This window comes from Ramlibacter lithotrophicus (genome assembly GCF_012184415.1).
Classification (GTDB): Bacteria; Pseudomonadota; Gammaproteobacteria; order Burkholderiales; family Burkholderiaceae_C; genus Ramlibacter; species Ramlibacter lithotrophicus.
In genome coordinates this window covers 201,334-223,875 of the sequence record NZ_VTOX01000005.1, presented here as the reverse complement: position 1 = coordinate 223,875, position 22,542 = coordinate 201,334, and the positions used below count along the sequence as shown (strand labels likewise).

The following is a 22,542-nucleotide window of genomic DNA, read 5'->3' as shown; positions in this document are numbered from 1 at the left end:
CTCCATGCGACACCGGAAGCGGGGCTCGTCCCCGCTTCTTCGTTCCTGCGCCGCGGCAGGCGCTAACCCCGGCTCACTTGCTTGTGATCAAACGACCCTGTTACGGTTGAGGGCACACTGGCCCCGAGGCGCGCTGCACCACGGCGCGCCCCGCCGGCATGTTCCCGACCAGCCTCAAAGCCAGGGTCAGTCTCTCCCTCAGCGCGGTCCTGGTGACCGTGATGGTGCTGTTCGTGTTCCTGGTCGCGCAGCAGGCGCGCAGCGACCAGTTGAACACCCTGGTGGCCCAGATGACGCAGCTGTCGCAGGTGATCGCCCGCAGCACCCGCTACGCCATGTTGCTCGACGAGCCCGACATCGTCGACAAGATCATCCAGGACATCGGCAAGCAGCAGGGCATCCAGCGGGTGCGCGTGGTGCGCAAGAGCGGCGTGATCGCGCACTCCAACCACCCGGAGGAGATCGGCCAGAACATCGACAAGGAAGCCGAGCACTGCTCCAACTGCCACGAAGCCGAGAAGGTGCTCTCGGACATCCCGAACCACAAGAAGTGGCGCATCTTCGAGACCGCCGACGGCCACCAGCGCCTGGGCACCATGGAGGTGATCCGCAACGAGAAGTCGTGCGCCGCGGCCTCGTGCCACAACGACCCCAAGGCGCAGCCCGTGCTCGGCGTGGTCGACATCACGTACTCGATGGATGCGATCAACCAGACCATGCGCAGCCACATGATCAACATGATCGTGGTGTCGGTCGGCTTCGTCCTCCTGGTGGCGCTGAGCGTCGGGTGGCTGTTGCACCGGTTGATCTACGTGCGCCTGTCCGACCTGGAGAAAGGCGCCAAGCGGCTGGCTTCCGGCAACTTCGACCATTCGATCCCGGTGCGCGGCGACGACGAGTTCGGCAGCCTCGCCCGCTCCACCAACACGATGATGGCGGCGCTGAAGGCGTCGCGGGAGGAAATGGAAGGCTGGGTCGAGAAGCTCGAGGAAAAGGTCAAGGAGCGCACCGCGGAACTGCGGCTGGCCGAGGCCGAAGTCGCGCGCGGGGAGAAGCTGGCCTCCATCGGCCAGCTCGCCGCCTGCATCGCGCACGAGCTGAACAACCCGCTGACCGGCGTGCTGACGTTCACCACGCTGCTGCGCAAGAAGATGCCCGCAGGCAGCGCCGACGCCGACGACCTGGACCTCGTGATCCGCGAAACCAAGCGCTGCGCCAGCATCATCCGCCGGCTGCTCGATTTCGCGCGCGAGAAGACGCCCGAAAAGGCGCTGGTCGACATGAACCAGCTGGTGCAGGAGACGGTGCGCTTCGTGGAGCGCTCGGCCGCCCTGCAGCAGGTCGAGATCGTCACCGACCTCGACCCCGACCTGCCGCGGCTGTCGGTCGACGGTGACCTGATGAAGCAGGTGTTCATGAACATCCTGGTCAATGCGCAGCAGGCCATCGAGGGCCGGGGCCGCGTCACCGTGCGCAGCCGGCTGCTGCCGCCGCGCAAGCTGGCCGGCGCCAGCGAAGCCCTGCCGGTGGTGGAGATCGCGATCGCCGACACCGGCTGCGGCATCCCGACGGCGAACCTGCAGCGCATCTTCGATCCGTTCTTCACGTCCAAGGAGGTGGGCAAGGGCACCGGCCTCGGCCTGTCGGTGAGCTACGGCATCGTCCGCTCGCACGGCGGCGAGATCGAGGTCGAAAGCACGGTGGGCGAGGGCAGCACGTTCCGCATCTGCCTGCCGGCCCGGCTGCCCGTCGGCGAGTCGGCGCTTCATCTCTCGGAGAGCATTCAATGAAAAACAGGGTCCTGATCGTGGACGACGAGGAGATCGTCGTTCGCAGCTGCCTGCGCATCCTCGAGGGTGACGATTACGAGGTGGAGGCGGTCGGCGACGGCTGGGAAGCGCTGCGGCGGATCGACGAGGGCGGCTACGACATCGTGGTGCTGGACATCATGATGCCCAAGATCGACGGCATGGAGGTGCTGCAGCACGTCAAGGAACGGCACCCGGACATCGACGTCGTCATGATGACCGGCCTCTCGCAGATCCAGACCGCCGTCAAGGCGATGAAGCTGGGCGCCTTCGACTACCTCTCCAAGCCCTTCGACCCCGACGAGCTGAAGATGGTCGTCGCCCGGGCCGTGGAGCAGCGGCGGCTGAAGCAGGAGAACCGCTCGCTCAAGAGCGAGGTCAGTTCCAAGTACCGCTTCGAGAACATCATCGGCTTCTCGCCGCAGATGCAGGCCGTGTACCGGCTGATCGCCAAGTGCGCGCCGACCAACGCCACGGTGCTGATCACGGGCGAGAGCGGCACCGGCAAGGAGATGGTGGCGCGGGCCATCCACTACAACAGCCTGCGCAAGGACGAGCCCTTCGTGCCGGTGGATTGCACGGCGCTGTCCGAGAACCTGCTGGAAAGCGAGCTGTTCGGCCACGTCAAGGGGGCGTTTACCGGCGCGGTGGCGAACAAGCGCGGCATGTTCGAGGTGGCCAACAACGGCACGCTGTTCCTCGACGAGCTGGGCAACATCCCGCTGTCGACGCAGGCGAAGCTGCTGCGGGTGCTCCAGGAGCGCGAGTTCCGCGCCGTGGGCGACACGCGCGTGCACACGACCAACGTGCGGGTGCTCGCGGCGACCAACAAGGATCCGCGGGCGATGGTGGAGGAAGGCACGTTCCGCGAGGACCTGTTCTATCGCATCAACGTGTTCCCGATCCACATCCCGCCGCTGCGGGAGCGGCGCGACGACATCCCGGCGCTGGCCTTCCATTTCCTCAAGCAGTTCAGCGAGGAACTGGGTCGCCCGGTGCCGAAGTTCTCGGACGGCGCGATGAGCCTGCTGATGACGTACGACTGGCCGGGCAACGTGCGCGAACTGCAGAACACGATTCACCGCGCCGTGATCCTGGCCTCCGACGACATGATCCGGCAGGCGCACCTGGCGAGCATCCTGCACGTGGCGCCGCGGCGCGACCTGGAGGTGCCGCGCACCAGCGAGGACTTGAAGCGCGTGAAGAAGATCGCGCGCGAGAAGTCGGTGGAGGACATCGAGAAGCTGTTCATCCACGAGACGCTCAAGCGCCATGGCTGGAACGTCACCCGCAGCGCGGAGGAAACGGGCATGCAGCGCGCCAACTTCCAGGCGCTGATGAAGAAGTACAACATCCGCGTGCGCGACACCGAGCCGGGCGATGCGGCGGACGAGGACGAGAACTAGGAAGGTTCCGGAGCGATCCGCGCGAGCGCCTCGCCGACCGCGGCCGCGTCCTGCGGCCGCACCAGCCGTGCCACCTCCTCGCCGTCGCGCAGGAAGATGAGCGTCGGCCAGAGCTTGACGCGGTAGGAGCGGCCCAGCGGGCGGCCGCTGCCGTCCTCGACCTTCAGGTGCCTCAGCCCCGGATGGGCTGCCAGGGCCTGGCCGATCAGCGGCTGGGCGCCGCGACACCACCCGCACCAGGGGGCGCCGAACTCCAGCAGGGTCGGCCCGGGCAGCGCATCGACCTCGGCGCGCGAGGGTTCGCGCTGCGCATATGCAGTGTTCATGCGGCCATTGTCGCCCGGAGCCGTTGCTCGCCCGTAGGCTTGCGCCGGCGTCAGGGGTCGGAGCGGGCTGCGTCCCGCGACCCGCGCTGCCGGGCCGCGCTGCGGGTTGGCGGAAGCGCCGCGACGCGGGTGATCACGTGGCGGCCGTCAATGCGGACCACGGCAAACCGCACCTTGTCGCCGGCGGCCAGCTCGGGGAAGACCGCGCCTTCGGGAACCACGTACTCCATCTGCATTTCCGGCATCCCCAGGCTGGGGATCTCGTCATGCTTCAGCACCACCAGCCGCCGAGCCCGATCGACGGCGGCGACGTGCCCTCGCACCATCCGGACGCTGGGCAGTTCGCCCTGGGCCTGTGCCCGCGCGGCAGGCAAAGCCGTGGCCAGGCTCAGCGCCAGGAGCACGGGAGCGAGTCGGTTCATGTCTACAGTCTAGGCGATGCCCGCGCCGGGAGCACGCTCTGAGCCGCGCCGGTCGTCGTTCGCGTGGTGCCACGAGCCGCGGTGCGCCCTTGATGCCGGACAAGGCCGCACAGCCCGTGCGGGGGCGCCGTGCGGCTATGCTTGCCCGATGGCAACGACAACCGATTTTTCCGCGGCAGCGCTGGCAGAGCTGGCCCGGGCCGATGCCGCGCGGGCTCTGGCCGAGGACGTGGGGGCCGGCGATCTCACGGCCGCCCTGGTCCCGGCGGACCGCCGCGCCCGGGCCCGGATCCTGGCCCGCCAGCCGGCCGTGATCTGCGGCGCGGCCTGGGTAGAGGCTGCCGTGCGGCAGGTGGATCCGGCGGCAACGGTGCACTGGCTCGTCGGCGAGGGCCAGCGGACGATGGCCGACCAGGTGGTGGTGGAAATCGAAGGCAGCGCGCGCGGCCTGCTCACCGCCGAGCGGACGGCCCTGAACTTCCTGCAGCTGCTGAGTGCCGTGGCCACGAAGACCGCGACGTACGTCGAGGCCGTGCGGGGCACGCGGGCGCAGATCGTCGACACCCGCAAGACGCTGCCCGGCCTGCGCCTGGCCCAGAAATACGCGGTGCGCACCGGCGGCGGCACCAACCATCGCATCGGCCTGTTCGACGCCGTGCTGATCAAGGAAAACCACATCGCGGCCGCCGGCGGCGTGAAGCAGGTGCTGCAGGCGGCGGCGAAGGTCGCCGCGCAGGCGGCGTTCGTCGAGATCGAAGTCGAGACGCTGGCGCAGCTGAAGGAGGCGCTCGACAACGGCGCCACCATGATCCTGCTCGACAACATGGACCTGCCCACGCTGCGCGAGGCCGTGCGGACCAACGACCAGCGGGCGGTGCTGGAAATCTCGGGCGGCGTCACGCTGGAGACGCTGCGCCCGCTTGCGGAAACCGGCGTGGACCGCATCTCCATCGGAGCCCTCACCAAGGACGTGAAGGCGATCGACTTTTCCATGCGACTCAAGGAAATCTGATGAGCGCCGTGATCCCGATTTTCGACGTCGAGTACGAGCAGCCGTTGCCCGGCAACGCCTGCGACACGAGGCACGCCTGGGCGCGGGTGCCGGCCGAGCCGTCCCCGGCCGAGCGGGCCGGGCTGAAGGACCGCATCCGGCGCCTGCTGAAGGAACGCGACGCCGTGATGGTGTCGCACTACTACGTGCATCCTGACCTTCAGGACCTGGCCGAGGAGACCGGCGGCATCGTCAGCGACTCGCTCGAGATGGCCCGCTTCGGCCGCGACCACCCCGCCCGGACCCTCGTGGTGTCGGGCGTGCGCTTCATGGGCGAGACCGCCAAGATCCTGTCGCCGGAAAAGCGCGTGCTGATGCCGGACCTGGACGCCACCTGTTCGCTCGACCTCGGCTGCCCGATCGCCGAGTTCTCGGCTTTCTGCGACCAGTACCCGGACCGCACGGTGGTCGTGTACGCCAACACCAGCGCCGCGGTGAAGGCGCGCTCGGACTGGCTGGTCACGTCCAGTTGCGCCCTGGACATCGTCCGGGCGCTGAAGGATGCGGGCCAGAAGATCCTGTGGGCGCCGGACCGGCACCTGGGCGGCTACATCCAGCGCGAGACCGGCGCCGACATGGTGTTCTGGAACGGTGCGTGCATCGTGCACGACGAGTTCAAGGCCTTCGAGCTGGAAGCGCTGATGAAGCAGTACCCCAGGGCCAAGGTGCTGGTGCACCCGGAGTCGCCGGCCGAAGTGGTGGCGCTGGCCGACGCCGTGGGATCGACCTCGGCCATCCTCAAGGCGGCCCGGGAGATGGACGCGAAGGAGTTCATCGTCGCCACCGACAACGGGATGATGCACAAGCTGCGCACGCTCAATCCGGACAAGGTGTTCATCGAGGCGCCGACGGCCGGCAACAGCGCCACGTGCAAGAGCTGCGCCCATTGCCCGTGGATGGCGATGAACGGGCTGGCCGGGCTGGCGGCGGTGCTGGAGACCGGCGCCAACGAGGTCCACGTCGATCCCGCGGTCGGCCAGCGCGCCCGGCTGCCGATCGACCGCATGCTGGCCTTCACGGCCGCGCTCAAGGCGGGCCAGCCGCCGGGGTCGCTGGTGCCGAACATCGGCGCGGCCTAGGAGCCACCCCCGCGCACGTCTACACTGCGCCTGGAGAAGGAGTCCAGGGCATATGGAGAAGACGGGGTCCGGCGCGCGGGCGCCTTCCACGTGGCGGCCGGACATCGACGGCCTGCGTGCCGTGGCCATCCTCTCGGTGGTCGGCTACCACTTCTTCCCGCATGTGTTCCTCGGCGGCTTTGTCGGCGTCGACATCTTCTTCGTCATCTCCGGCTTCCTGATCACCCGCATCCTGGTCGAGGAGGTGTCGGCCGGCACGTTCTCCGTCCTGTCCTTCTATGCCCGCCGGGTGCGGCGCCTGTTCCCCGCGCTGGCGCTGGTGCTCGCGGCGGTCCTGGCGGCTGGCTGGTCATGGCTTCGTCCGGACGAGTACGCGCAACTGGGCGCGCACACGGCCAGCGGCGCCGCCTTCGCCGCCAACCTGCTGTTGTGGCGCGAGAGCGGCTACTTCGACATCGCCCTGGAAGCCAAGCCGCTCGCCCACCTGTGGAGCCTCGGGATCGAGGAACAGTTCTACATCGCCTGGCCGCTGTTGCTCTGGTTCCTGCGGGAGCACCGGCACCGGCTGCGAATCGTCGCCGTGGTGTTCCTGGTCTCGCTGTTGTCCGGCGTGGCGATGCTGCGGCACGACGCGGTCGCGGCCTTCTACCTGCCGGTGTTCCGCGTGTGGGAACTGCTCGCGGGCGCGCTGCTGGCGCTGGCGGCCCATCGCGCCGGGGGCGACTGGCCGCCGGCACGGCCAGCCCTGCTGTCGGTGGCCGGCTTTGGCCTGCTCGTGCTCGGGATCGGCCTGATCCACTCCGCCAGTGAATTTCCCGGGTGGTGGGCACTGTTGCCGGTGTCCGGCGCCGGCCTGGTCATCGCGGCCGGCCCGCAGGCTCGCTGGAACCAGGTGGTTCTCGGCAACCGCGCGATGGTGTGGTTCGGCAACATCAGCTACCCGCTCTACCTCTGGCACTGGCCGCTCCTGGCGCTCGCGCGCATCCTGTTCAACGCCGATCCGCGGCCCGAGGGGCTGCTGTTGCTGTTCGTGCTGGCGGTGCTGCTTTCCTGGGGCACGTGGAAGCTGGTGGAGACGCCGCTGCGCACGGGGGCGCACGCGCGGCAGAAGGTGGCGGTGCTGGCGGGCCTCATGGCCGTCCTCGGCGGCGCCGGCGTCCTGCTCGCGCAGCGGGGCGGGCAGGGCGGTGACGGGCCTCGAGTCGCGCTGACGGCCGGCCGGTTCCAGGAACAGACCCCGGAGCTGCTCGACGACTGCAGGCTGGCCCGTCCCGACCTGCGGCACCTCGTGCGCGGCTGCGCCAGGGACCCGCGGGGCACGGAGCGCTTCGCGCTGGTCGGCGACAGCAAGGCCGACGCGCTGCTCAACGGCCTGGTGCGTACCTCGTCGGAGGCCGGCCGGTGGCTGTTCATCGGCGGCGCGCTGCCGCACACCCAGGTCATTCCGCTGCTGACGGACGCCGGCGGCTACGCGCGCCACCAGCCTGGGGTGCGACTCGCCCTCGACACGGTCGCCGTCAATCCCAACGTCGAAACCGTCGTCGTGGCCGCTGCCACGCGCGCGCTGTTCAACCTGAAGTCGGAAGACAGCATCGAGGACCTGCCGGCCAGCCTCCACTACGCCGTGGCGCGCGACGGCCTCTCGCGCTTCACCGCGGAACTGCTGCGCGCCGGCAAGAAGGTCGTGCTGGTCGTCGACAACCCCACGCTGCCCGATCCCGGCAAGTGCCTGACGAAGGCGCGGCTGGTGCCGCCCGAGCCACTGGCCAGCTGGTTCGCCGTCGTGGCGCCCAAGCCCGGCTGTCGCCTCGCGCTGGCCCGGCACCGGGAGCTGTCCGGCCAGTACCTGCGGCTGCTCGGGGAGGTCCGGCAGATGGCGCCAGGGCGCATCGCGATCTTCGACACGGTTCCCCACCTGTGCGACGAGCACTCCGGCTTTTGCACGTCGGCGGACGGCAAGGGCGTTCTGTACAGCTACACCGACCACGTTTCCGACTACGCCGCGGCCAAGCTCGGGACGGTCCTGAACCGGACCCTGGCGGCCGGCCCGAGGGAAGCCGGGGCCCTCAGGCGCGCGAGAGCACCTGCTCCTGAGTGAGGATGGTGGGCACCGCGTTCGGCAGCATGTCGGGATAGTCGCGGCTGAAGTGCAGTCCCCGGCTCTCGTGCCGCGCCTGCGCCGACTTCACGATCAGGTCGGCCACCGTGACCAGGTTGCGCAGCTCGAGCAGGTCGCGCGTCACGTGGAAGTTCGCGTAGAACTCCTGGATCTCTTCCTGCAGCAGGCGGATGCGGTGGGCGGCGCGCTCCAGGCGCTTGTTCGTGCGGACGATGCCGACGTAGTCCCACATGGAGCGGCGCAGCTCGTCCCAGTTGTGCGAGATGACGACGCACTCGTCCGGGTCGGTCACGCGGCTGACGTCCCAGGCAGGAACGGCAGGCGGCGTCGGCAGCGGGGTCGCGCGGATGTCGTGGGCGGCCGCGCGCGCGAACACCATGCATTCGACCAGCGAGTTGCTCGCCAGCCGGTTGGCGCCGTGCAGGCCGGTGTAGGCCGCTTCGCCGATCGCGTGCAGCCCGGCCAGGTCGGTGCGGCCGGCCAGGTCGGTGTGGATGCCGCCGCAGGTGTAGTGCGCGGCCGGGACGACCGGAATCGGCTGCTTCGTGATGTCGATCCCCAGTTCCAGGCAGCGGGCGTGGATCGTCGGGAAATGCTCCTTGATGAACGCCTCCGGCTGGTGCGAGATGTCCAGGTACACGCAGTCGAGGCCGCCCTTCTTCATCTCGAAGTCGATCGCCCGCGCCACCACGTCGCGCGGCGCCAGTTCGCCGCGCTCGTCGTGCCGCGGCATGAAGCGCGTGCCGTCCGGCAGCAGCAGGCGCCCGCCCTCGCCGCGCACCGCTTCGCTGATCAGGAACGACTTGACGTTGGGGTGGTAGAGGCAGGTCGGGTGGAACTGGATGAACTCCATGTTCGTCACGCGGCACCCGGCGCGCCAGGCCGCGGCGATGCCGTCGCCGGTCGCCGTGTCGGGGTTGGTCGTGTAGAGGTAGACCTTGCCGGCGCCGCCCGTTGCCAGGATGGTCTGCGGCGCGCGGAAGGTGATGACCTGGTCCTTCGCCTCGTCCAGCGCGTACAGGCCCAGGCAGGCCGACGGCGTCCCGCTCGACATGCCGAGCTTGCGGCTCGTGATCAGGTCGACCAGCGTGTGTCCCTCGAACACGGTGATGTTCGGCGTGCGCCGCACGTGCTCGATCAGCGTCTGCTGCACGGCGGCGCCGGTGGCGTCCGTGACGTGCACGATGCGGCGCGCGCTGTGGCCGCCCTCGCGCGTGAGGTGCAGCTGGCCGTCTTCCAGCGAGAACGGCACCCCCAGCTGGCGCAGCCAGGCGATGCTCTCGGGCGCGTGCTCCACGACGAAGCGCGTGGCGGCCAGGTCGTTCAGGCCCGCGCCGGCGACCACCGTGTCGTCCACGTGCGACTGGAAGGTGTCGCCCTCGGCCATCACGGCGGCGATGCCGCCCTGGGCCCGTTCGCTGGAGCCGTCGGTGATGCCGCGCTTGGTGAGGACCGCCACCCGGTGCGAGGGTGCCAGGTGCAGGGCGGCCGACAGGCCGGCCAGGCCGCTGCCGACGATCACGACGTCGAAGTCCATGGAAGTTGCTGTCACGGGGTCACCTCAGTCATTCGCGGCCGGCGGCGGCCAGATACGGGAAGTGTGGTTCACGCCGGCTGGTACGCAAGCCGCACGTAGATCGGGGCGAAGGCCTCCGCCTGGGTCAGGTCGATCAGCGCTTCCTTGGCCAGCTCCAGCACGGCGATGAAGGTGACGATCAGCACCGGCACGCCGCGCGCGGCGTCGAACAGCTGCTCGAACTCGACGAACTTGCGGCCCTGCAGGCGCTTCAGGACGACGCTCATGTGCTCGCGCACCGACAGCTCCTCGCGCGTGATCTTGTGGTGCTGCACCAGCTTCGCGCGCCTGACGATGTCGCGCCAGGCCTCCTGCAGGTCGGCGACGTTCACGTCCGGGAAGCGCGGCTGCAGGGACTGCTCGATGTAGACCTCGGCCCGCCAGACGTCGCGGCCCAGTTGCGGCACCTCGTTCAGGCGCGCCGCCGCCAGCTTCATCTGTTCGTACTCGAGCAGCCGCCGCACCAGCTCGGCACGCGGGTCCTCGGCCTCCTGCCCTTCCGCGCTCTTCTTCGGCGGCAGCAGCATGCGCGACTTGATCTCGATCAGCATCGCGGCCATCAGCAGGTATTCGGCGGCGAGCTCCAGGTTGCGCGAGCGGATCTCCTCGACGTACACCAGGTACTGGCGCGTGACGCCAGCCATCGGGATGTCGAGGATGTTGAAGTTCTGCTTGCGGATCAGGTACAGCAGCAGGTCGAGCGGCCCCTCGAAGGCCTCGAGGAAGACCTCCAGCGCATCCGGCGGGATGTAGAGGTCGGTCGGCATGGCGAACAGCGGCTCGCCATAGAGCCGCGCCAGCGCGACCTGGTCGACCACGTCCGGCATGGCCCCCAGCTCGGGCGCCGGCGGCTCGGGCAGCGTCGCGGGCGCCGGCCGGGTCATCGGCTGTCGGGCTTGGAGAAGTAGACGTAGGCTTTCTGGCGAACGCGGGCGGCCTTCCACTCGCGCGAGGCGTCGCGGTCGACGTGCTTGTCCCACAGCAGGGCGCGCCCGGCGCGCTGGCCGGCTTCGACCGACGGCTTCGTGGCCTTCAGCTGCTCGATGAATTCGGTCGTGTCCGAGTTGTAGTCGGGGCGGCGGAAGATGCGAAGCAGGATGGACATAGACTGATGCCTTTCGCGTCGAATTTTACCCCGGGGCCCCGTTGATGCTCATCAAGACAATGGCTGGTGTCCTCGTGCTGGCGCTTGCGGCCTGCGATCCGCAGCGCATCGCCGAGCTGGAGGAAGGCGTCTCCAGCGAGGCCGACGTCCGGGCGCGCTTCGGCGAGCCGGAGACGATCTGGGACGGGGCCGGCGGCGAGCGCATCCTCGAGTACAACCGCCAGCCCGCCGGCCAGAAGAACTACATGATAGGCATCGGCCCGGACGGCCGGATGACCTCGCTGCGCCAGGTGCTCCATCCCGGCACGTTCGCGAAGGTGCGGCCCGGCATGACGGCGCAGGAAGTGCGGCGCCTGCTCGGCAAGCCGATGAAGAAGACTCCGTACGCGCTGAAGAACGAGGTCGCCTGGGACTGGCGCTATCTCGAACCGCCGAACCAGTCCATGGTGTTCACGGTCTGGTTCGGCCCCGACGAACGGGTGCTGCGCACCGGCAGCGGTCCCGACCTGGAGGCGCCCGAGCACCAAGGGCGCTGACGCGCGCCGCCCGGCGCCGTCGGAGGCCGCAGAGCGGAATGATTAGGTATTGCCAAATCACAAATCAGGGCCTGATGATTGGCATTACGATATGGCTTATCAATGAAACCGGCCGCAATCGGTTCGCAAGACCAGACCGTTCGCCACAGCAGTGAACGGCCGGGCGCCGATGCGCCGGTGCGCGTGGGCCGAAGATGACGGAGTTGTGGGGACTGACGCAGGCGGGCCTGTGGCGCCAGCTCGACTGGATGCTGCTGGTGGTCGGCGCGTGGCTGCTCATCGGGCTGGCCGGTGTCGCTGCACTGCGCCGCTTCACGCTGGTGTCGCACGTGCTGTTCCCGGCCGGCGGCGTTCTCGGCCTGGCGCTCTTCGGCCTGGCGCTGCCCGCGGTCTTCGGGGGGCCGCAGACGGTGGTGCTGCCGGTCGGGCTGCCGACCCTGCCCTTCCACCTGCGCCTGGACAGCCTCGCGGCCTTCTTCCTGATGGTGATCGGCGCCGTCGGCGCGGGCGTGTCCGTGTTCGCCGCCGGCTATTTCCGCAAGGCCGAAGGCACGCCGCCGGGGCTGTTGTGCCTGGAATACCACGTGTTCCTGGCGGCGATGACGCTGGTCGTGCTGGCCGACGACGCCTACGCGTTCATGGTGATGTGGGAAACCATGGCGCTGTCCTCCTATTTCCTGGTGACCGCCAACCACCGGGTGCCGGAGGTGAGGCGCGCCGGCTACCTGTACCTCACGATGGCGCACATCGGCGCGGTGGCCATCCTGCTGTGCTTTGGCGTGCTGCAGGCCAATACCGGCGACTACACGTTCGCCAACATGCGGGCGCAGCACCTGTCGGCCTTCTGGGCCTCGATCGCGTTCCTGCTGGCGCTGCTGGGCTTCGGCGCGAAGGCGGGCCTGCTGCCGCTGCACGTGTGGCTGCCCGAAGCGCACCCGGCGGCGCCCTCGCCGGTGTCGGCCCTGATGAGCGCGGTGATGCTCAAGACCGCGATCTACGGGCTGCTGCGCGTGTCCTTCGACCTGCTGCACTCGCAGGTGTGGTGGTGGGGCGTCCTGCTGCTGGCGATCGGGCTGGCCACCGCGCTGTTCGGCGTCGTCTTCGCGGCGGTGCAGGTGGACATGAAGCGGCTGCTGGCGTACTCGTCGATCGAGAACATCGGCCTGATCCTGGCCAGCGTCGGCCTGGCCCTGGTCTTCACCGCCTACGACATGCGGGCGCTGGCGGCGCTGGCGCTCACCGCCGCCCTGTATCACGTGGCCAGCCACGCGTTCTTCAAGAGCCTGCTGTTCCTCAGCACCGGCTGCGTGCTGCACGCGACGGCGCAGCGCAGCCTGGGCAAGCTCGGCTGCCTGATCCGCTACATGCCGTGGGTGGCCTGGGTGACGCTGCTGGGCGTGCTGACCAGCGCCGGCCTGCCGCCCTTCGGCGGCTTCGTCTCCGAATGGCTCCTGCTGCAAAGCTTCCTGTTCACCCCGGGGCTGCCGCACTCGCTGCTGAACATGCTGGTGCCGCTGGCCGCGGCCCTGGTCGCCCTGGTGGCGGCGCTCGCCGGCTACACCATGGTCAAGTTCTTCGGCGTGATCTTCCTCGGCCAGCCGCGCGAGGACAAGCTGGCGCAGGCGCATGACGCGGGCTTGTGGGAGCGCATCGGCATGCTGTGGCTGGTGGTGGGCTGCGTGGGGCTGGGCCTGGCCCCGGTGCAGTTCATCCAGTCGATCGATCCGGTCACGCAGCAACTGGTCGCGGCCGGGCTCGGACGCACCGTGGCGACGGGCGGCTGGCTGCTGGCGCCGATCAGCGTCGAGCGGGCGAGCTACGGACCGGTGATCTTCCTGCTGGGTGTCGCGGCCAGCTTCGGCCTGGCCTGGCTGATGGTGCGGCTTCTCTATCACGGCAGGTTGCGCCGGGCGCCGGCGTGGGACTGCGGCTACCCGTGGCAGAACGCCCGGATGCAGGACACGGCCGAGGGCTTCGGCCAGCCGATCCGGCAGATCTTCGAGCCCTTCTTCGTGATGCGGCGCGAACTGCCGACGCCGTTCGACGCCAGGCCGCGCTACCGGGTGGTGGTGGAAGATCATTTCTGGCGCTGGATCTACCTGCCGCTGGTGGGCCTGGCCGACCGCATCGCGCGGCTGGTGGGCCTGCTGCAGCAAGGGCGCATCTCGGTCTACCTGCTGTACAGCTTCGCGACCCTGATCACGGTGCTGATGGTGGTGCGGCGATGAGCAGCGCGGAGGGGGCCCCATGACCTGGACCGGCATCGTCTCGCAGGTGCTGGAGATCGTGGTGGCGCTGGCGCTCGCGCCGCTGCTCACGGGCTGGGTGAACCAGTGGCGCGCGCGGCTGCAGAACCGCTCCGCGCCCGGCCTGCTGCAGCCGTACAAGGTGCTGCACAAGCTGTTCCACAAGGATTCGGTGGTCGCCGAACATGCGTCGCCGCTGTTCCGGGCCGTCCCGTACCTCGTGTTCGGCTGCATGGCGCTGGCCAGCTCGATCGTGCCCACCCTGTCCACCGACCTGCCGCTCGCGCCGGCCGCTGACGCGATCGCGCTGGTCGGCCTGTTCGCCCTGGCGCGCGTGTTCATCTCGCTGGCGGCGATGGACATCGGCACGTCGTTCGGTTCGCTCGGCGCCCGCCGCGAGATGCTGATCGGCTTCCTGGCCGAGCCGGCGCTCCTGATGGTGCTGTTCTCGGCGTCGCTGATCTCCCGCTCGACGTCGCTCACCACGGTCGTCGAGACGCTGGCGCACCGGGAACTGGCGATCTATCCGGCGCTGGCGTTCGCCGGCGTCGCGTTCACGATGGTGTCGCTGGCGGAAAACGCGCGGGTGCCGGTCGACAACCCCGCCACCCACCTGGAGCTGACCATGATCCACGAGGCGCTGATCCTGGAGTACTCCGGCCGGCACCTCGCCCTGATCGAATGGGCGGCCAGCCTGAAGCTGTTCGCGTATTCGTGCATCGGCCTGGCGCTGTTCTTCCCCTGGGGCATTGCCGAGGCGCATGCGCCGCTGGCGATGCTGCTGGCGCTGCCGGCCCTGGTGGGCAAGCTCGCGATCGGCGGGTTCCTGCTGGCGGTGCTGGAAACGCTGGCCGCCAAGATGCGCATCTTCCGCGTGCCGGAGTTCCTCGCGTCGGCCTTCCTGCTCGCGGTGCTGGGGATGCTGGTGCACCTGCTGCTGGCCTCGGGGGGCGGCGCATGAACCACCTGCTGGCGCAGTCGATCAACCTGCTGGGCGCGCTGCTGCTGATGCTGGCGTTCGCGATGATCGCGCAGCGCCGCATCCTGTCGCTGATCAACCTGTTCACGCTGCAGGGCCTGGCGCTGGTGGTCTCGACGGCGATCGTCGGCCACGTCACCGGACAGCCCCACCTGTACCTGTCGGCGGCTCTGACCTTCGTGCTGAAGGTCGTGCTGATCCCGGTCCTGCTGCACCGGATCATCGACCGGCTGAAGATCCGCTGGGACGTCGAGACGCTGATCAACATCCCGACCACGATGCTGATCGGGATCCTGGTGGTGATCTTCGCCTTCAACCTGGCCACGCCGATCGCCCAGCTGTCGTCGTCGCTGGCCCGCGGCACGCTCGGCATCGCGCTGGCCTGCGTGCTGCTGTCGTTCCTGATGATGATCACCCGCGCCAAGGCGGTGCCGCAGGTGATCGGTTTCCTGGCGATGGAGAACGGGCTGTTCTTCGCGGCGACGTCGGCGACCTACGGCATGCCCATGGTGGTCGAACTGGGCATCGCGCTGGACGTGCTGATCGGCGTGCTGATCCTGGGCGTCTTCATGTTCCAGATCCGGGAGCAGTTCGACAGCCTGGACATCCGCCACCTGGAACAGCTCAAGGATCAATGAGGCCATGAATCTCGACGTGCTGTTCCTGGTGCTGGCGATTCCCATCGCGGGCGGAGTCGTGCTCGCGTTGACGGGACATTGGGAGAGCGCGCCGGAGATCAACGTCGGCTTCAGCCTCGGCACCTTCATCGCCGCCTGCGGCCTCACGGCCCGCGTGATTTCCGACGGTCCGCTGTTCGCCTGGGACGAGGAGTTCTTCATCGACCCGCTGAACGTCTTCCTGGTGACGCTGACGGCCTTCGTCGGCCTGACGACGGCCGTGTTCTCGCGGCCGTACATGCGCGTGGAGCGCGACCACGGCAAGATGACGCCCAACCGGCTGCGCCTGTACCACAGCATGTACCAGCTGTTCAGCTTCACCATGCTGCTGGCGCTGACCACCAACAACATGGGCATCCTGTGGGTGGCGATGGAGGCGGCGACGCTGACCACCGTGCTGCTGGTCAGCGTCTATCGGACGGCGGCCAGCCTGGAGGCGGCCTGGAAGTACTTCATCCTGTGCGGCGTCGGCATCGCGCAGGCGCTGTTCGGCACCGTGCTGCTGTACATGACGGCCGAACGGGTGCTCGGCGCCGAGGGCGGCGCGCTCCTGTGGACGCACCTGGATGCGGTGAAGGACCGGCTGGACCCGAACATCATGACGCTGGCGTTCGCGTTCCTGTTCATCGGCTACGGCACCAAGGTGGGGCTGGTGCCGCTGCACAACTGGCTGCCCGACGCCCATGCCGAGGGCCCCACGCCGGTGTCGGCCGTGCTGTCGGGGCTGCTGCTGAACGTGGCGCTCTACGCGGCGCTGCGCTGCAAGGTGCTGACCGATGGCGCCTTGCACACCAACCTCGCCGGCAACCTCATGATGGGGTTCGGGCTGCTCTCGGTGGTGGTCTCGGCGTTCCTGCTGATCCGGCAGAAGGACGTCAAGCGCATGTTCGCCTACTCGTCGATCGAGCACATGGGGCTCATGACGTTCGCCTTCGGCATGGGCGGGCCGATCGCGAGCTTCGCCGGGCTGCTGCACATGACCGTGCATTCGCTGGTGAAGTCGGCGATCTTCTTCGCGGTGGGCCACGCGGCGCAGAAGGCCGGTACCCAGGTGATGGACGAGATCCGCGGCCTGATCAAGACCAGCCCCACCGTCGGCTGGGGCCTCATGCTCGGCTCGCTGGCGATCCTGGGCATGCCGCCGTTCGGCGTGTTCGCCAGCGAATTCCTGATCGTCACCACGGCGATGCGCGAGCAGCCCTGGGCCACGCCGTTCCTGCTGGTCGCGCTGGGCGTGGCATTCGCGACCGTGTTCAGCCGGGTCCAGCCCATGGTCTTCGGCGACACCACCGTCAAGCGCCTGCCGCACCCGCCGGCCCTGATCCCGGTGTTCCTGCACCTGGGCCTGGGCCTGATGCTGGGCCTGTACATCCCGCCGTACCTGGACATGTGGTACCGGCAGGCGGCACGCATGCTGGGGAACTGACGCCATGCCACTGTCCGGCCTGAACCTCGATGCGAAACGCCTGGACGGCCCGCTGCCGATGTGGCGGGCGAGCGTGGACCACCTGCAGTGGCTCGCCGCCGCACGTACGGTCGCCGCCGGCGGCGGGCGGCTGCTGGCGCTGTGGGGCGTCGACCGCTCGCGCGGCAACGAGCCGGGGCTGGCGGTGTGCGCCGCGTATGCCGTGCGCGAAGGACTGTACTGGCTCGACCTGCCGCTGGGAGGCGAGGGGAGCTACCCCGACATCGCCAACCTGTTCCCCTTCGCGGGCCGGATGCAGCGAGCCGCGGCCGACCTGCTCGGCATCGTGGCCGAGGGCGCGCAGGACCGGCGTCCCTGGTTCAACCACGGCGCCTGGCCCGCGGAGTACCAGCCACTGCGGCGCGGGGCGGCCGCCACGGCCGTGACGCCGCTGCCGGTCCAGGACTATCCCTTCGTTCGGGTCGAAGGCGACGGCGTCCACGAAATTCCGGTCGGGCCGGTGCATGCCGGCACCATCGAGCCGGGCCATTTCCGCTTTTCGGTGGTCGGCGAGAAGGTGCTGCGGCTCGAGCAGCGCCTTGGCTACACGCACAAGGGCATCGAGCAGCGCTTCATCGGCCTGCCCGCGCTGGAAGGGCACCGGCTCGCGGGCCGGGTCTCGGGTGATTCGACGGTCGGTTTCGCCTGGGCTTACTGCATGGCCGTCGAAGGCGCGCTCGGCGTGGCCGTCCCCCAGCGCGCGCAGTGGTTGCGCGCCCTGCTGCTCGAGCGCGAGCGCGTGGCCAACCACCTGGGCGACCTCGGCGCGCTCGGCAACGACGCGGCGCTCGGCTTCGGGCTGGCCCAGTTCTCGCGGCTGCGCGAGGACTGGCTGCGGCTGTCCGGCGAGGTCTTCGGCCACCGGCTGACGATGGATTGCGTGGCGCCGGGGGGCGTGGCGTGCGACGTCGACGGCCCGGCCCGCGACCGGCTGCTGCGGCAGTGCGACGCGATCGAGCCGCAGGTGCGCACGATGGACAGCATCTACGAATCGCATGCCGGCCTGCAGGACCGGTTCGCCACCGCCGGCATCGTCGCGCCGACGCTCGCGGCGCAGCTGGGGCTGACCGGACTGGCGGCCCGCGCGAGTGGCCGCGTTACCGACCTGCGTTGCGACCAGCCCTGGCCGCCCTACGACGAATTGCGGGTCGTCGCCGCCGGCGAGCAGGCCGGCGACGTGGCGGCCCGCGTCGCCGTTCGCTTCCACGAAACGTTCGAATCCCTGCGCCTGATCCGGGAGCTCTGCACGCGCCTGCCGGCGGGGCCGGCCCGCGTCGACCTGGCGCCTCCGCGCGGGGCCGGCGCCGGCCGGGTCGAAGGCTGGCGCGGCGAGGTCTTCGTCGCGCTGGAACTCGCCGCCGACGGCAGCATCCTGCGCTGCCACTGCCACGACCCGTCGTGGCAGAACTGGCCCGTGCTGGAGCACGCGATCATCGGGAACATCGTTCCGGACTTCCCGCTGATCAACAAGTCCTTCAACCTCAGTTATTCCGGAGTGGACCTCTAGGCATGTGGAAGATCGTCCGCCAGATAGCACGTGCCGGCATCCCGACCGAAGCCGCGCCGGCGCCCGATCTTGCCGACGTGGGCGCTGCCACCCGCATCCGGCAGGAGATCCTCGACATCCTGGGCCAGGCGCTGGCCATCCGGCAGGTCGACGCGGGCTCGTGCAATGCCTGCGAACTCGAGATCCAGGCGCTCAACAATCCCTATTACAACCTGGAGGGGCTGGGCATCAGGTTCGTGGCCAGCCCGCGCCATGCCGACATGCTGCTGGTGACGGGTCCCGTCACGCGCAACATGGAGCAGGCGCTGCTGCGCACCTACGAAGCCGTGCCGGAGCCGAGGCTGGTGGTGGCCGTGGGCGACTGCGCCGGCTGCGGCGGCATCTTCGGCGAAAACTACGCCTCGTGTGGCGGCGTGTCGAAGATCCTGCCGGTGGACGTGACGGTGCCGGGGTGCCCGCCGCCGCCGCTGGAGATCATGCGCGGCATCCTCGCCGCCGTGCGACGGCGCCGGTAACGCTACTCGTCGTCGCCGCCGGGCAGCACGGCGCCGACGGCCTTGCCGGTCAGCTTGACGGCGCCGACACCCGCATCCACGGCCAGTCCGACGCCGGTCGCGGCCACGCCCACCACGGCACCCGTGACCATCGCGACCGCGCACCCGCCCAGCAGCGGCGTCACGAGTGCGAGCAGCGCGGCCAGTCGGACGGGGAATCGGAGAGCGGAGCGGGGACTGCGGAACATCGTGCGGCCTTCAATGGATGAGGCATTGTAGGCAGCGTGTGTAAAGCGTTACCGCACCCGCATTCCCGGCTGGGCGCCGGGCCATGCCTTCAAGACGAAGATGCCGGGATTGGCCTTCGTGTCGCCGTGGCTGGCGGACAGCACCATGCCTTCGCTCACGCCGAACTTCATCTTGCGCGGGGCGAGATTGGCCACGACGACGACGAGCTGGCCCGTGAGGTCCTCGGGCTTGTAGGCCGAGGCGATGCCGGAAAACACGTTGCGCGTGCGGCCCTCGCCGACGTCGAGCGTCAGTTGCAGCAGCTTGGTCGATCCCTCGACCGCCTTGCACTCGACGACCCTGGCGATGCGCATGTCGACCTTGCCGAATTCGTCGATCGAGATATCGCCTCCGATCGCCTCGCCGCCCGGCTCGCCGGCGCCTTGTTCGCTCCCTCCCCCTTTGGGGGAGGGCTGGGGTGGGGGCGCGGCCGCTCCGGCTTCCGCCGGCACGTCGAACAGCGCGTCGATCTGCTTGCCCTCGACCCGCTGCATCAGGTGCTTGTATTCGCCGATCTGGTGGCCTTCGCCGAGCGGCGCCGCGGCATTGCGCCAGTCCAGCGGCCCGCAGCGCAGGAAGGATTCCGCCTGCCGCGCCAGTTCGGGCAGGACCGGTTTGAGGCAGGCCGTCAGCACCTTGAACAGCTCGATGCACTCGGAGCAGACTTCGGCGGCCTCGGCGCGGCGATCTTCCTTCACCAGTTTCCACGGCGCCGCGCCGTCGAAGCGCAGGTTCACCTCGTCGGCCAGCGCCATGATTTCGCGCAGGGCCTTGCCGTATTCGCGTGTTTCGTACAACTGCGCCACGTGTTCCACCCGGGCGGCGGCATTGAAGCGGCCGAAGTCGCTGGCGGCCAGCTTGCCGCCGGGAATGAACTTCGCGGCGCGGCTGGCGATGTTGACGTACTTGCCGACCAGGTCGGCGTTGACGCGGGCGATGAAGTCGTCCGGATTGAAATCGACGTCCTCGACCTTGCCGTTGAGCTTGGCGGCGATGTAGTAGCGCAGCCACTCGGGGTTCATCCCGAGCGACAGGTATTTCAGCGGGTCGATGCCGGTGCCGCGGCTCTTGCTCATTTTCTCGCCGCTGACTGTGATGAAGCCGTGCACGTTGACCTGGCCGGGCGTCTTGCGGCCGGAGAACTGCAGCATCGCCGGCCAGAACAAGGTGTGGAAGTACACGATGTCCTTGCCGATGAAGTGCACCTGTTCCACCGACGGGTCGGCGACGAAGTCGTCGAAGCTCGCGCCGGTGCGCGAGGCCTCGTGCCAATGGTTCTTCGCCTGGCCCTTGTCGAAGTGGTTCTTCAGGCTGGCGAGGTAGCCGATCGGCGCATCGAGCCAGACGTAGAAGTACTTGCCGGGAGCCTCAGGGATGTCGATGCCGAAGTAAGGCGCATCGCGGCTGATGTCCCAGTCGGCCATGCCGGCCTCGAACCACTCGCTGGCCTTCTTCGCCACCTCGGGCTGCAATTTGCCGTCCTGCGTCCAGGCCTTGAGGAATTCCACCACCTGCGGATCCGACAGCTTGAAGAAGAAGTGCTCCGAGCTGCGCAGCTCCGGCTTCGCGCCGCTGAGCGTGGAGTACGGCTCGATCAGGTCGGTGGGCGCGTAGACGCTGCTGCACACCTCGCACGAGTCGCCGTACTGGTCCTTCGCGTGGCAGCTCGGGCACTCGCCCTTGATGTAGCGGTCCGGCAGGAACATGCCCTTGACCGGGTCGTAGAACTGCTCGATGGTGCGGGTGGCGATCAGGCCGGCCGCCTTCAGGCTGCGGTAGATGCCTTGCGCGAGCTCGGTGTTCTCCGGGCTGTCCGTGGAATGCCAGTTGTCGAACCGGACGTGGAACCCGTCCAGGTACTCCTTGCGGCCAGCCGCGATCTCCGCGACGAAGGCCTGCGGCGTCTTGCCGGCCTTTTCCGCCGCGATCATGATCGGCGCCCCGTGCGCGTCGTCGGCACCGACGAAATGCACCATGTGCCCGTGCATCCGCTGGAACCGCACCCAGATGTCGGCCTGGATGTATTCCATGATGTGCCCGATGTGGAACTTGCCGTTGGCGTAGGGCAGGGCGGTGGTGACGAAGAGCTTGCGCTGTGCGGGCATGGGGGACTTTCCGGGGAACCTGGAATTCTAGGCGACGGCTTCCGGCCGGCCGGGCGGCCCGGGTGCCCTTGGCCGGGCGGGGGCTTGGCCGGCCGGCCGAGGTGGACTCGCTACACTTGCCGCAGAGGAATACCACACCCATGTCCGCTTCCCAAGACCAGCTGCTCCAGGCCCTCTCGGGCGTCATCGATCCCAACACCGGCAAGGACTTCGTCAGCACCAAGGCGTTGAAGAACCTCCAGGTCAGCGAGGGCGGCGACGTCTCGTTCGACGTCGAGCTGGGCTACCCCGCCAAGAGCCAGATCCCGGCGCTGCGCACGGCGCTGGTCGCCGCCGCCAAGGGGGTGGCGGGCGTGAAGAACGTCTCCGCCCACATCACGAGCAGGATCACGGCCCACGCGGTGCAGCGCGGGGTGCAGCTGCTGCCGGGCGTGAAGAACATCGTCGCGGTGGCGTCGGGCAAGGGCGGCGTCGGCAAGAGCACGATGGCCGTGAACCTGGCGCTGGCGCTCGCGGCCGAAGGCGCCAGCGTCGGCGTGCTGGACGCGGACATCTACGGCCCGAGCCAGCCCATGATGCTGGGCATCGAGGGCCGGCCCGAGTCGGCCGACGGCAAGACCATGGAACCGCTCGAGAACTACGGCGTGCAGGTCATGTCGATCGGCTTCCTGGTGGCGGCCGACGAGGCGATGATCTGGCGCGGCCCGATGGCGACCCAGGCACTGGAGCAGCTGCTGCGCCAGACCAACTGGAAGGACCTCGATTACCTGGTGGTCGACATGCCTCCGGGCACCGGCGACATCCAGCTGACGCTGTCGCAGCGCGTGCCGATGACCGGGGCCGTGATCGTGACGACGCCCCAGGACATCGCGCTGCTCGACGCCCGCAAGGGCATCAAGATGTTCGAGAAGGTCGGCGTGCCGATCCTGGGCATCGTCGAGAACATGGCAGTGCACGTGTGCAGCAACTGCGGCAAGGCCGAGCACATCTTCGGCGAAGGCGGCGGCCAGCGCATGGCGACCGAGTACGGGATGGACTACCTGGGCGCCTTGCCGCTGGACATCAGGATCCGGATGCAGGCCGACGGCGGCAAGCCGACGGTGGTCGCCGAGCCCGACGGCGAGATCGCGGGCATCTACAAGGCCGTGGCCCGCCAGGTGGCAATCAAGATCGCGGCCAAGTCCAAGGACTTCTCGGCCAAGTTCCCGAGCATCAAGATTTCCAAGGAAACCTGAGGCCAGGCACGGCCGGAGCGTGGCACCGGCGTCCCAAGCCCGACAATGGCGCGTCCGGGCGCCACATTCGCGTCCTTTTGCGTGACGGCAAGGCCGGCCCCGCCCGGCCTGCTACGAT

The 22,542-nt window shown here is 68.9% G+C and carries 20 protein-coding genes; 13 read left to right on the top strand and 7 right to left on the bottom strand.

Going from position 1 to position 22,542, the window contains the following annotated elements:
• Window positions 1-158: 158 nt before the first annotated feature.
• Window positions 159-1,790: a sensor histidine kinase gene (locus RAMLITH_RS15615; RefSeq protein WP_168108358.1), complete on the top strand. Its 1,632-nt coding sequence runs from the start codon at window positions 159-161 to the stop codon at window positions 1,788-1,790.
• Window positions 1,787-3,214: a sigma-54-dependent transcriptional regulator gene (locus RAMLITH_RS15610; RefSeq protein ID WP_168108357.1), complete on the top strand. Its 1,428-nt coding sequence runs from the start codon at window positions 1,787-1,789 to the stop codon at window positions 3,212-3,214. The genes RAMLITH_RS15615 and RAMLITH_RS15610 overlap by 4 nt, the downstream gene beginning before the upstream one ends.
• On the opposite strand, the gene RAMLITH_RS15605 is transcribed toward RAMLITH_RS15610, so the two are convergent.
• Window positions 3,211-3,540 carry a thioredoxin family protein gene (locus RAMLITH_RS15605; RefSeq protein ID WP_168108356.1) on the bottom strand — a complete coding sequence of 110 codons (330 nt, stop codon included), beginning with the start codon at window positions 3,538-3,540 and terminating at the stop codon, window positions 3,211-3,213. The two genes, RAMLITH_RS15610 and RAMLITH_RS15605, sit on opposite strands and share 4 nt — an antisense overlap.
• 50 nt (window positions 3,541-3,590) lie before the next feature.
• Window positions 3,591-3,962: a copper-binding protein gene (locus RAMLITH_RS15600; RefSeq protein WP_168108355.1), complete on the bottom strand. Its 372-nt coding sequence runs from the start codon at window positions 3,960-3,962 to the stop codon at window positions 3,591-3,593.
• 148 nt (window positions 3,963-4,110) lie between these two features.
• Here RAMLITH_RS15600 and nadC point away from each other — a divergent pair, with 148 nt between their 5' ends.
• From nadC to RAMLITH_RS15585, 3 genes are read left to right on the top strand one after another with little or no spacing between them, the layout of a single operon-like run.
• Window positions 4,111-4,974, top strand: coding sequence for a carboxylating nicotinate-nucleotide diphosphorylase (nadC, locus tag RAMLITH_RS15595; RefSeq protein WP_168108354.1), 864 nt, complete (start codon window positions 4,111-4,113; stop codon window positions 4,972-4,974).
• Window positions 4,974-6,092 carry a quinolinate synthase NadA gene (nadA, locus tag RAMLITH_RS15590; RefSeq protein ID WP_168108353.1) on the top strand — a complete coding sequence of 373 codons (1,119 nt, stop codon included), beginning with the start codon at window positions 4,974-4,976 and terminating at the stop codon, window positions 6,090-6,092. The genes nadC and nadA overlap by 1 nt, the downstream gene beginning before the upstream one ends.
• A gap of 52 nt (window positions 6,093-6,144) precedes the next feature.
• Window positions 6,145-8,190: an acyltransferase family protein gene (locus RAMLITH_RS15585; protein ID WP_168108352.1), complete on the top strand. Its 2,046-nt coding sequence runs from the start codon at window positions 6,145-6,147 to the stop codon at window positions 8,188-8,190.
• Here the strand turns inward: RAMLITH_RS15585 and nadB are convergent.
• The 3 genes from nadB to RAMLITH_RS15570 all read right to left on the bottom strand — a co-directional run bounded on the left by nadB (window position 8,159) and on the right by RAMLITH_RS15570 (window position 10,892).
• Window positions 8,159-9,748, bottom strand: coding sequence for an L-aspartate oxidase (gene nadB, locus RAMLITH_RS15580; RefSeq protein ID WP_168108449.1), 1,590 nt, complete (start codon window positions 9,746-9,748; stop codon window positions 8,159-8,161). The genes RAMLITH_RS15585 and nadB overlap by 32 nt on opposite strands.
• A gap of 68 nt (window positions 9,749-9,816) precedes the next feature.
• A complete protein-coding gene (locus tag RAMLITH_RS15575) occupies window positions 9,817-10,671 on the bottom strand; it encodes a segregation and condensation protein A (protein ID WP_168108351.1) in 855 nt (284 codons plus the stop codon).
• A complete protein-coding gene (locus RAMLITH_RS15570) occupies window positions 10,668-10,892 on the bottom strand; it encodes a DUF3460 family protein (protein ID WP_168108350.1) in 225 nt (74 codons plus the stop codon). The genes RAMLITH_RS15575 and RAMLITH_RS15570 overlap by 4 nt, the downstream gene beginning before the upstream one ends.
• A 44-nt stretch (window positions 10,893-10,936) precedes the next feature.
• On the opposite strand from RAMLITH_RS15570, the gene bamE reads away from it, so the two are divergent.
• The 7 genes from bamE to RAMLITH_RS15535 all read left to right on the top strand — a co-directional run bounded on the left by bamE (window position 10,937) and on the right by RAMLITH_RS15535 (window position 18,817).
• On the top strand, window positions 10,937-11,428 hold the full coding sequence (gene bamE / locus RAMLITH_RS15565) for an outer membrane protein assembly factor BamE domain-containing protein (RefSeq protein ID WP_168108349.1): 492 nt from the start codon (window positions 10,937-10,939) through the stop codon (window positions 11,426-11,428).
• A 194-nt stretch (window positions 11,429-11,622) separates the two neighbouring features.
• Window positions 11,623-13,656 carry a hydrogenase 4 subunit B gene (gene hyfB / locus RAMLITH_RS15560; RefSeq protein ID WP_168108348.1) on the top strand — a complete coding sequence of 678 codons (2,034 nt, stop codon included), beginning with the start codon at window positions 11,623-11,625 and terminating at the stop codon, window positions 13,654-13,656.
• Between the two features lie 19 nt (window positions 13,657-13,675).
• Complete coding sequence (locus tag RAMLITH_RS15555) at window positions 13,676-14,635, top strand: respiratory chain complex I subunit 1 family protein (RefSeq protein WP_168108347.1); 960 nt, start codon at window positions 13,676-13,678, stop codon at window positions 14,633-14,635.
• The gene (locus RAMLITH_RS15550; protein WP_168108346.1) at window positions 14,632-15,291 is read left to right on the top strand and encodes a formate hydrogenlyase; all 660 of its coding nucleotides are present in this window, start codon (window positions 14,632-14,634) and stop codon (window positions 15,289-15,291) included. The genes RAMLITH_RS15555 and RAMLITH_RS15550 overlap by 4 nt, the downstream gene beginning before the upstream one ends.
• Window positions 15,292-15,295: 4 nt before the next feature.
• Window positions 15,296-16,756 carry a hydrogenase 4 subunit F gene (locus tag RAMLITH_RS15545; RefSeq protein WP_168108345.1) on the top strand — a complete coding sequence of 487 codons (1,461 nt, stop codon included), beginning with the start codon at window positions 15,296-15,298 and terminating at the stop codon, window positions 16,754-16,756.
• A gap of 4 nt (window positions 16,757-16,760) precedes the next feature.
• The gene (locus RAMLITH_RS15540) at window positions 16,761-18,302 is read left to right on the top strand and encodes a hydrogenase large subunit (RefSeq protein WP_168108344.1); all 1,542 of its coding nucleotides are present in this window, start codon (window positions 16,761-16,763) and stop codon (window positions 18,300-18,302) included.
• A gap of 2 nt (window positions 18,303-18,304) precedes the next feature.
• Window positions 18,305-18,817: an NADH-quinone oxidoreductase subunit B family protein gene (locus RAMLITH_RS15535; RefSeq protein WP_168108343.1), complete on the top strand. Its 513-nt coding sequence runs from the start codon at window positions 18,305-18,307 to the stop codon at window positions 18,815-18,817.
• Window positions 18,818-18,819: 2 nt separating this feature from the next.
• Here the strand turns inward: RAMLITH_RS15535 and RAMLITH_RS15530 are convergent, their stop codons facing one another.
• Together RAMLITH_RS15530 and metG are read right to left on the bottom strand one after the other, a co-directional pair.
• Window positions 18,820-19,044, bottom strand: a complete 225-nt coding sequence (locus RAMLITH_RS15530; RefSeq protein ID WP_168108342.1) for a hypothetical protein — start codon at window positions 19,042-19,044, stop codon at window positions 18,820-18,822.
• 48 nt (window positions 19,045-19,092) lie between these two features.
• Window positions 19,093-21,189 carry a methionine--tRNA ligase gene (gene metG / locus RAMLITH_RS15525; RefSeq protein ID WP_168108341.1) on the bottom strand — a complete coding sequence of 699 codons (2,097 nt, stop codon included), beginning with the start codon at window positions 21,187-21,189 and terminating at the stop codon, window positions 19,093-19,095.
• A 140-nt stretch (window positions 21,190-21,329) separates the two neighbouring features.
• On the opposite strand from metG, the gene apbC reads away from it, so the two are divergent.
• Complete coding sequence (gene apbC / locus RAMLITH_RS15520; protein ID WP_168108340.1) at window positions 21,330-22,424, top strand: iron-sulfur cluster carrier protein ApbC; 1,095 nt, start codon at window positions 21,330-21,332, stop codon at window positions 22,422-22,424.
• Window positions 22,425-22,542 lie beyond the last annotated feature (118 nt).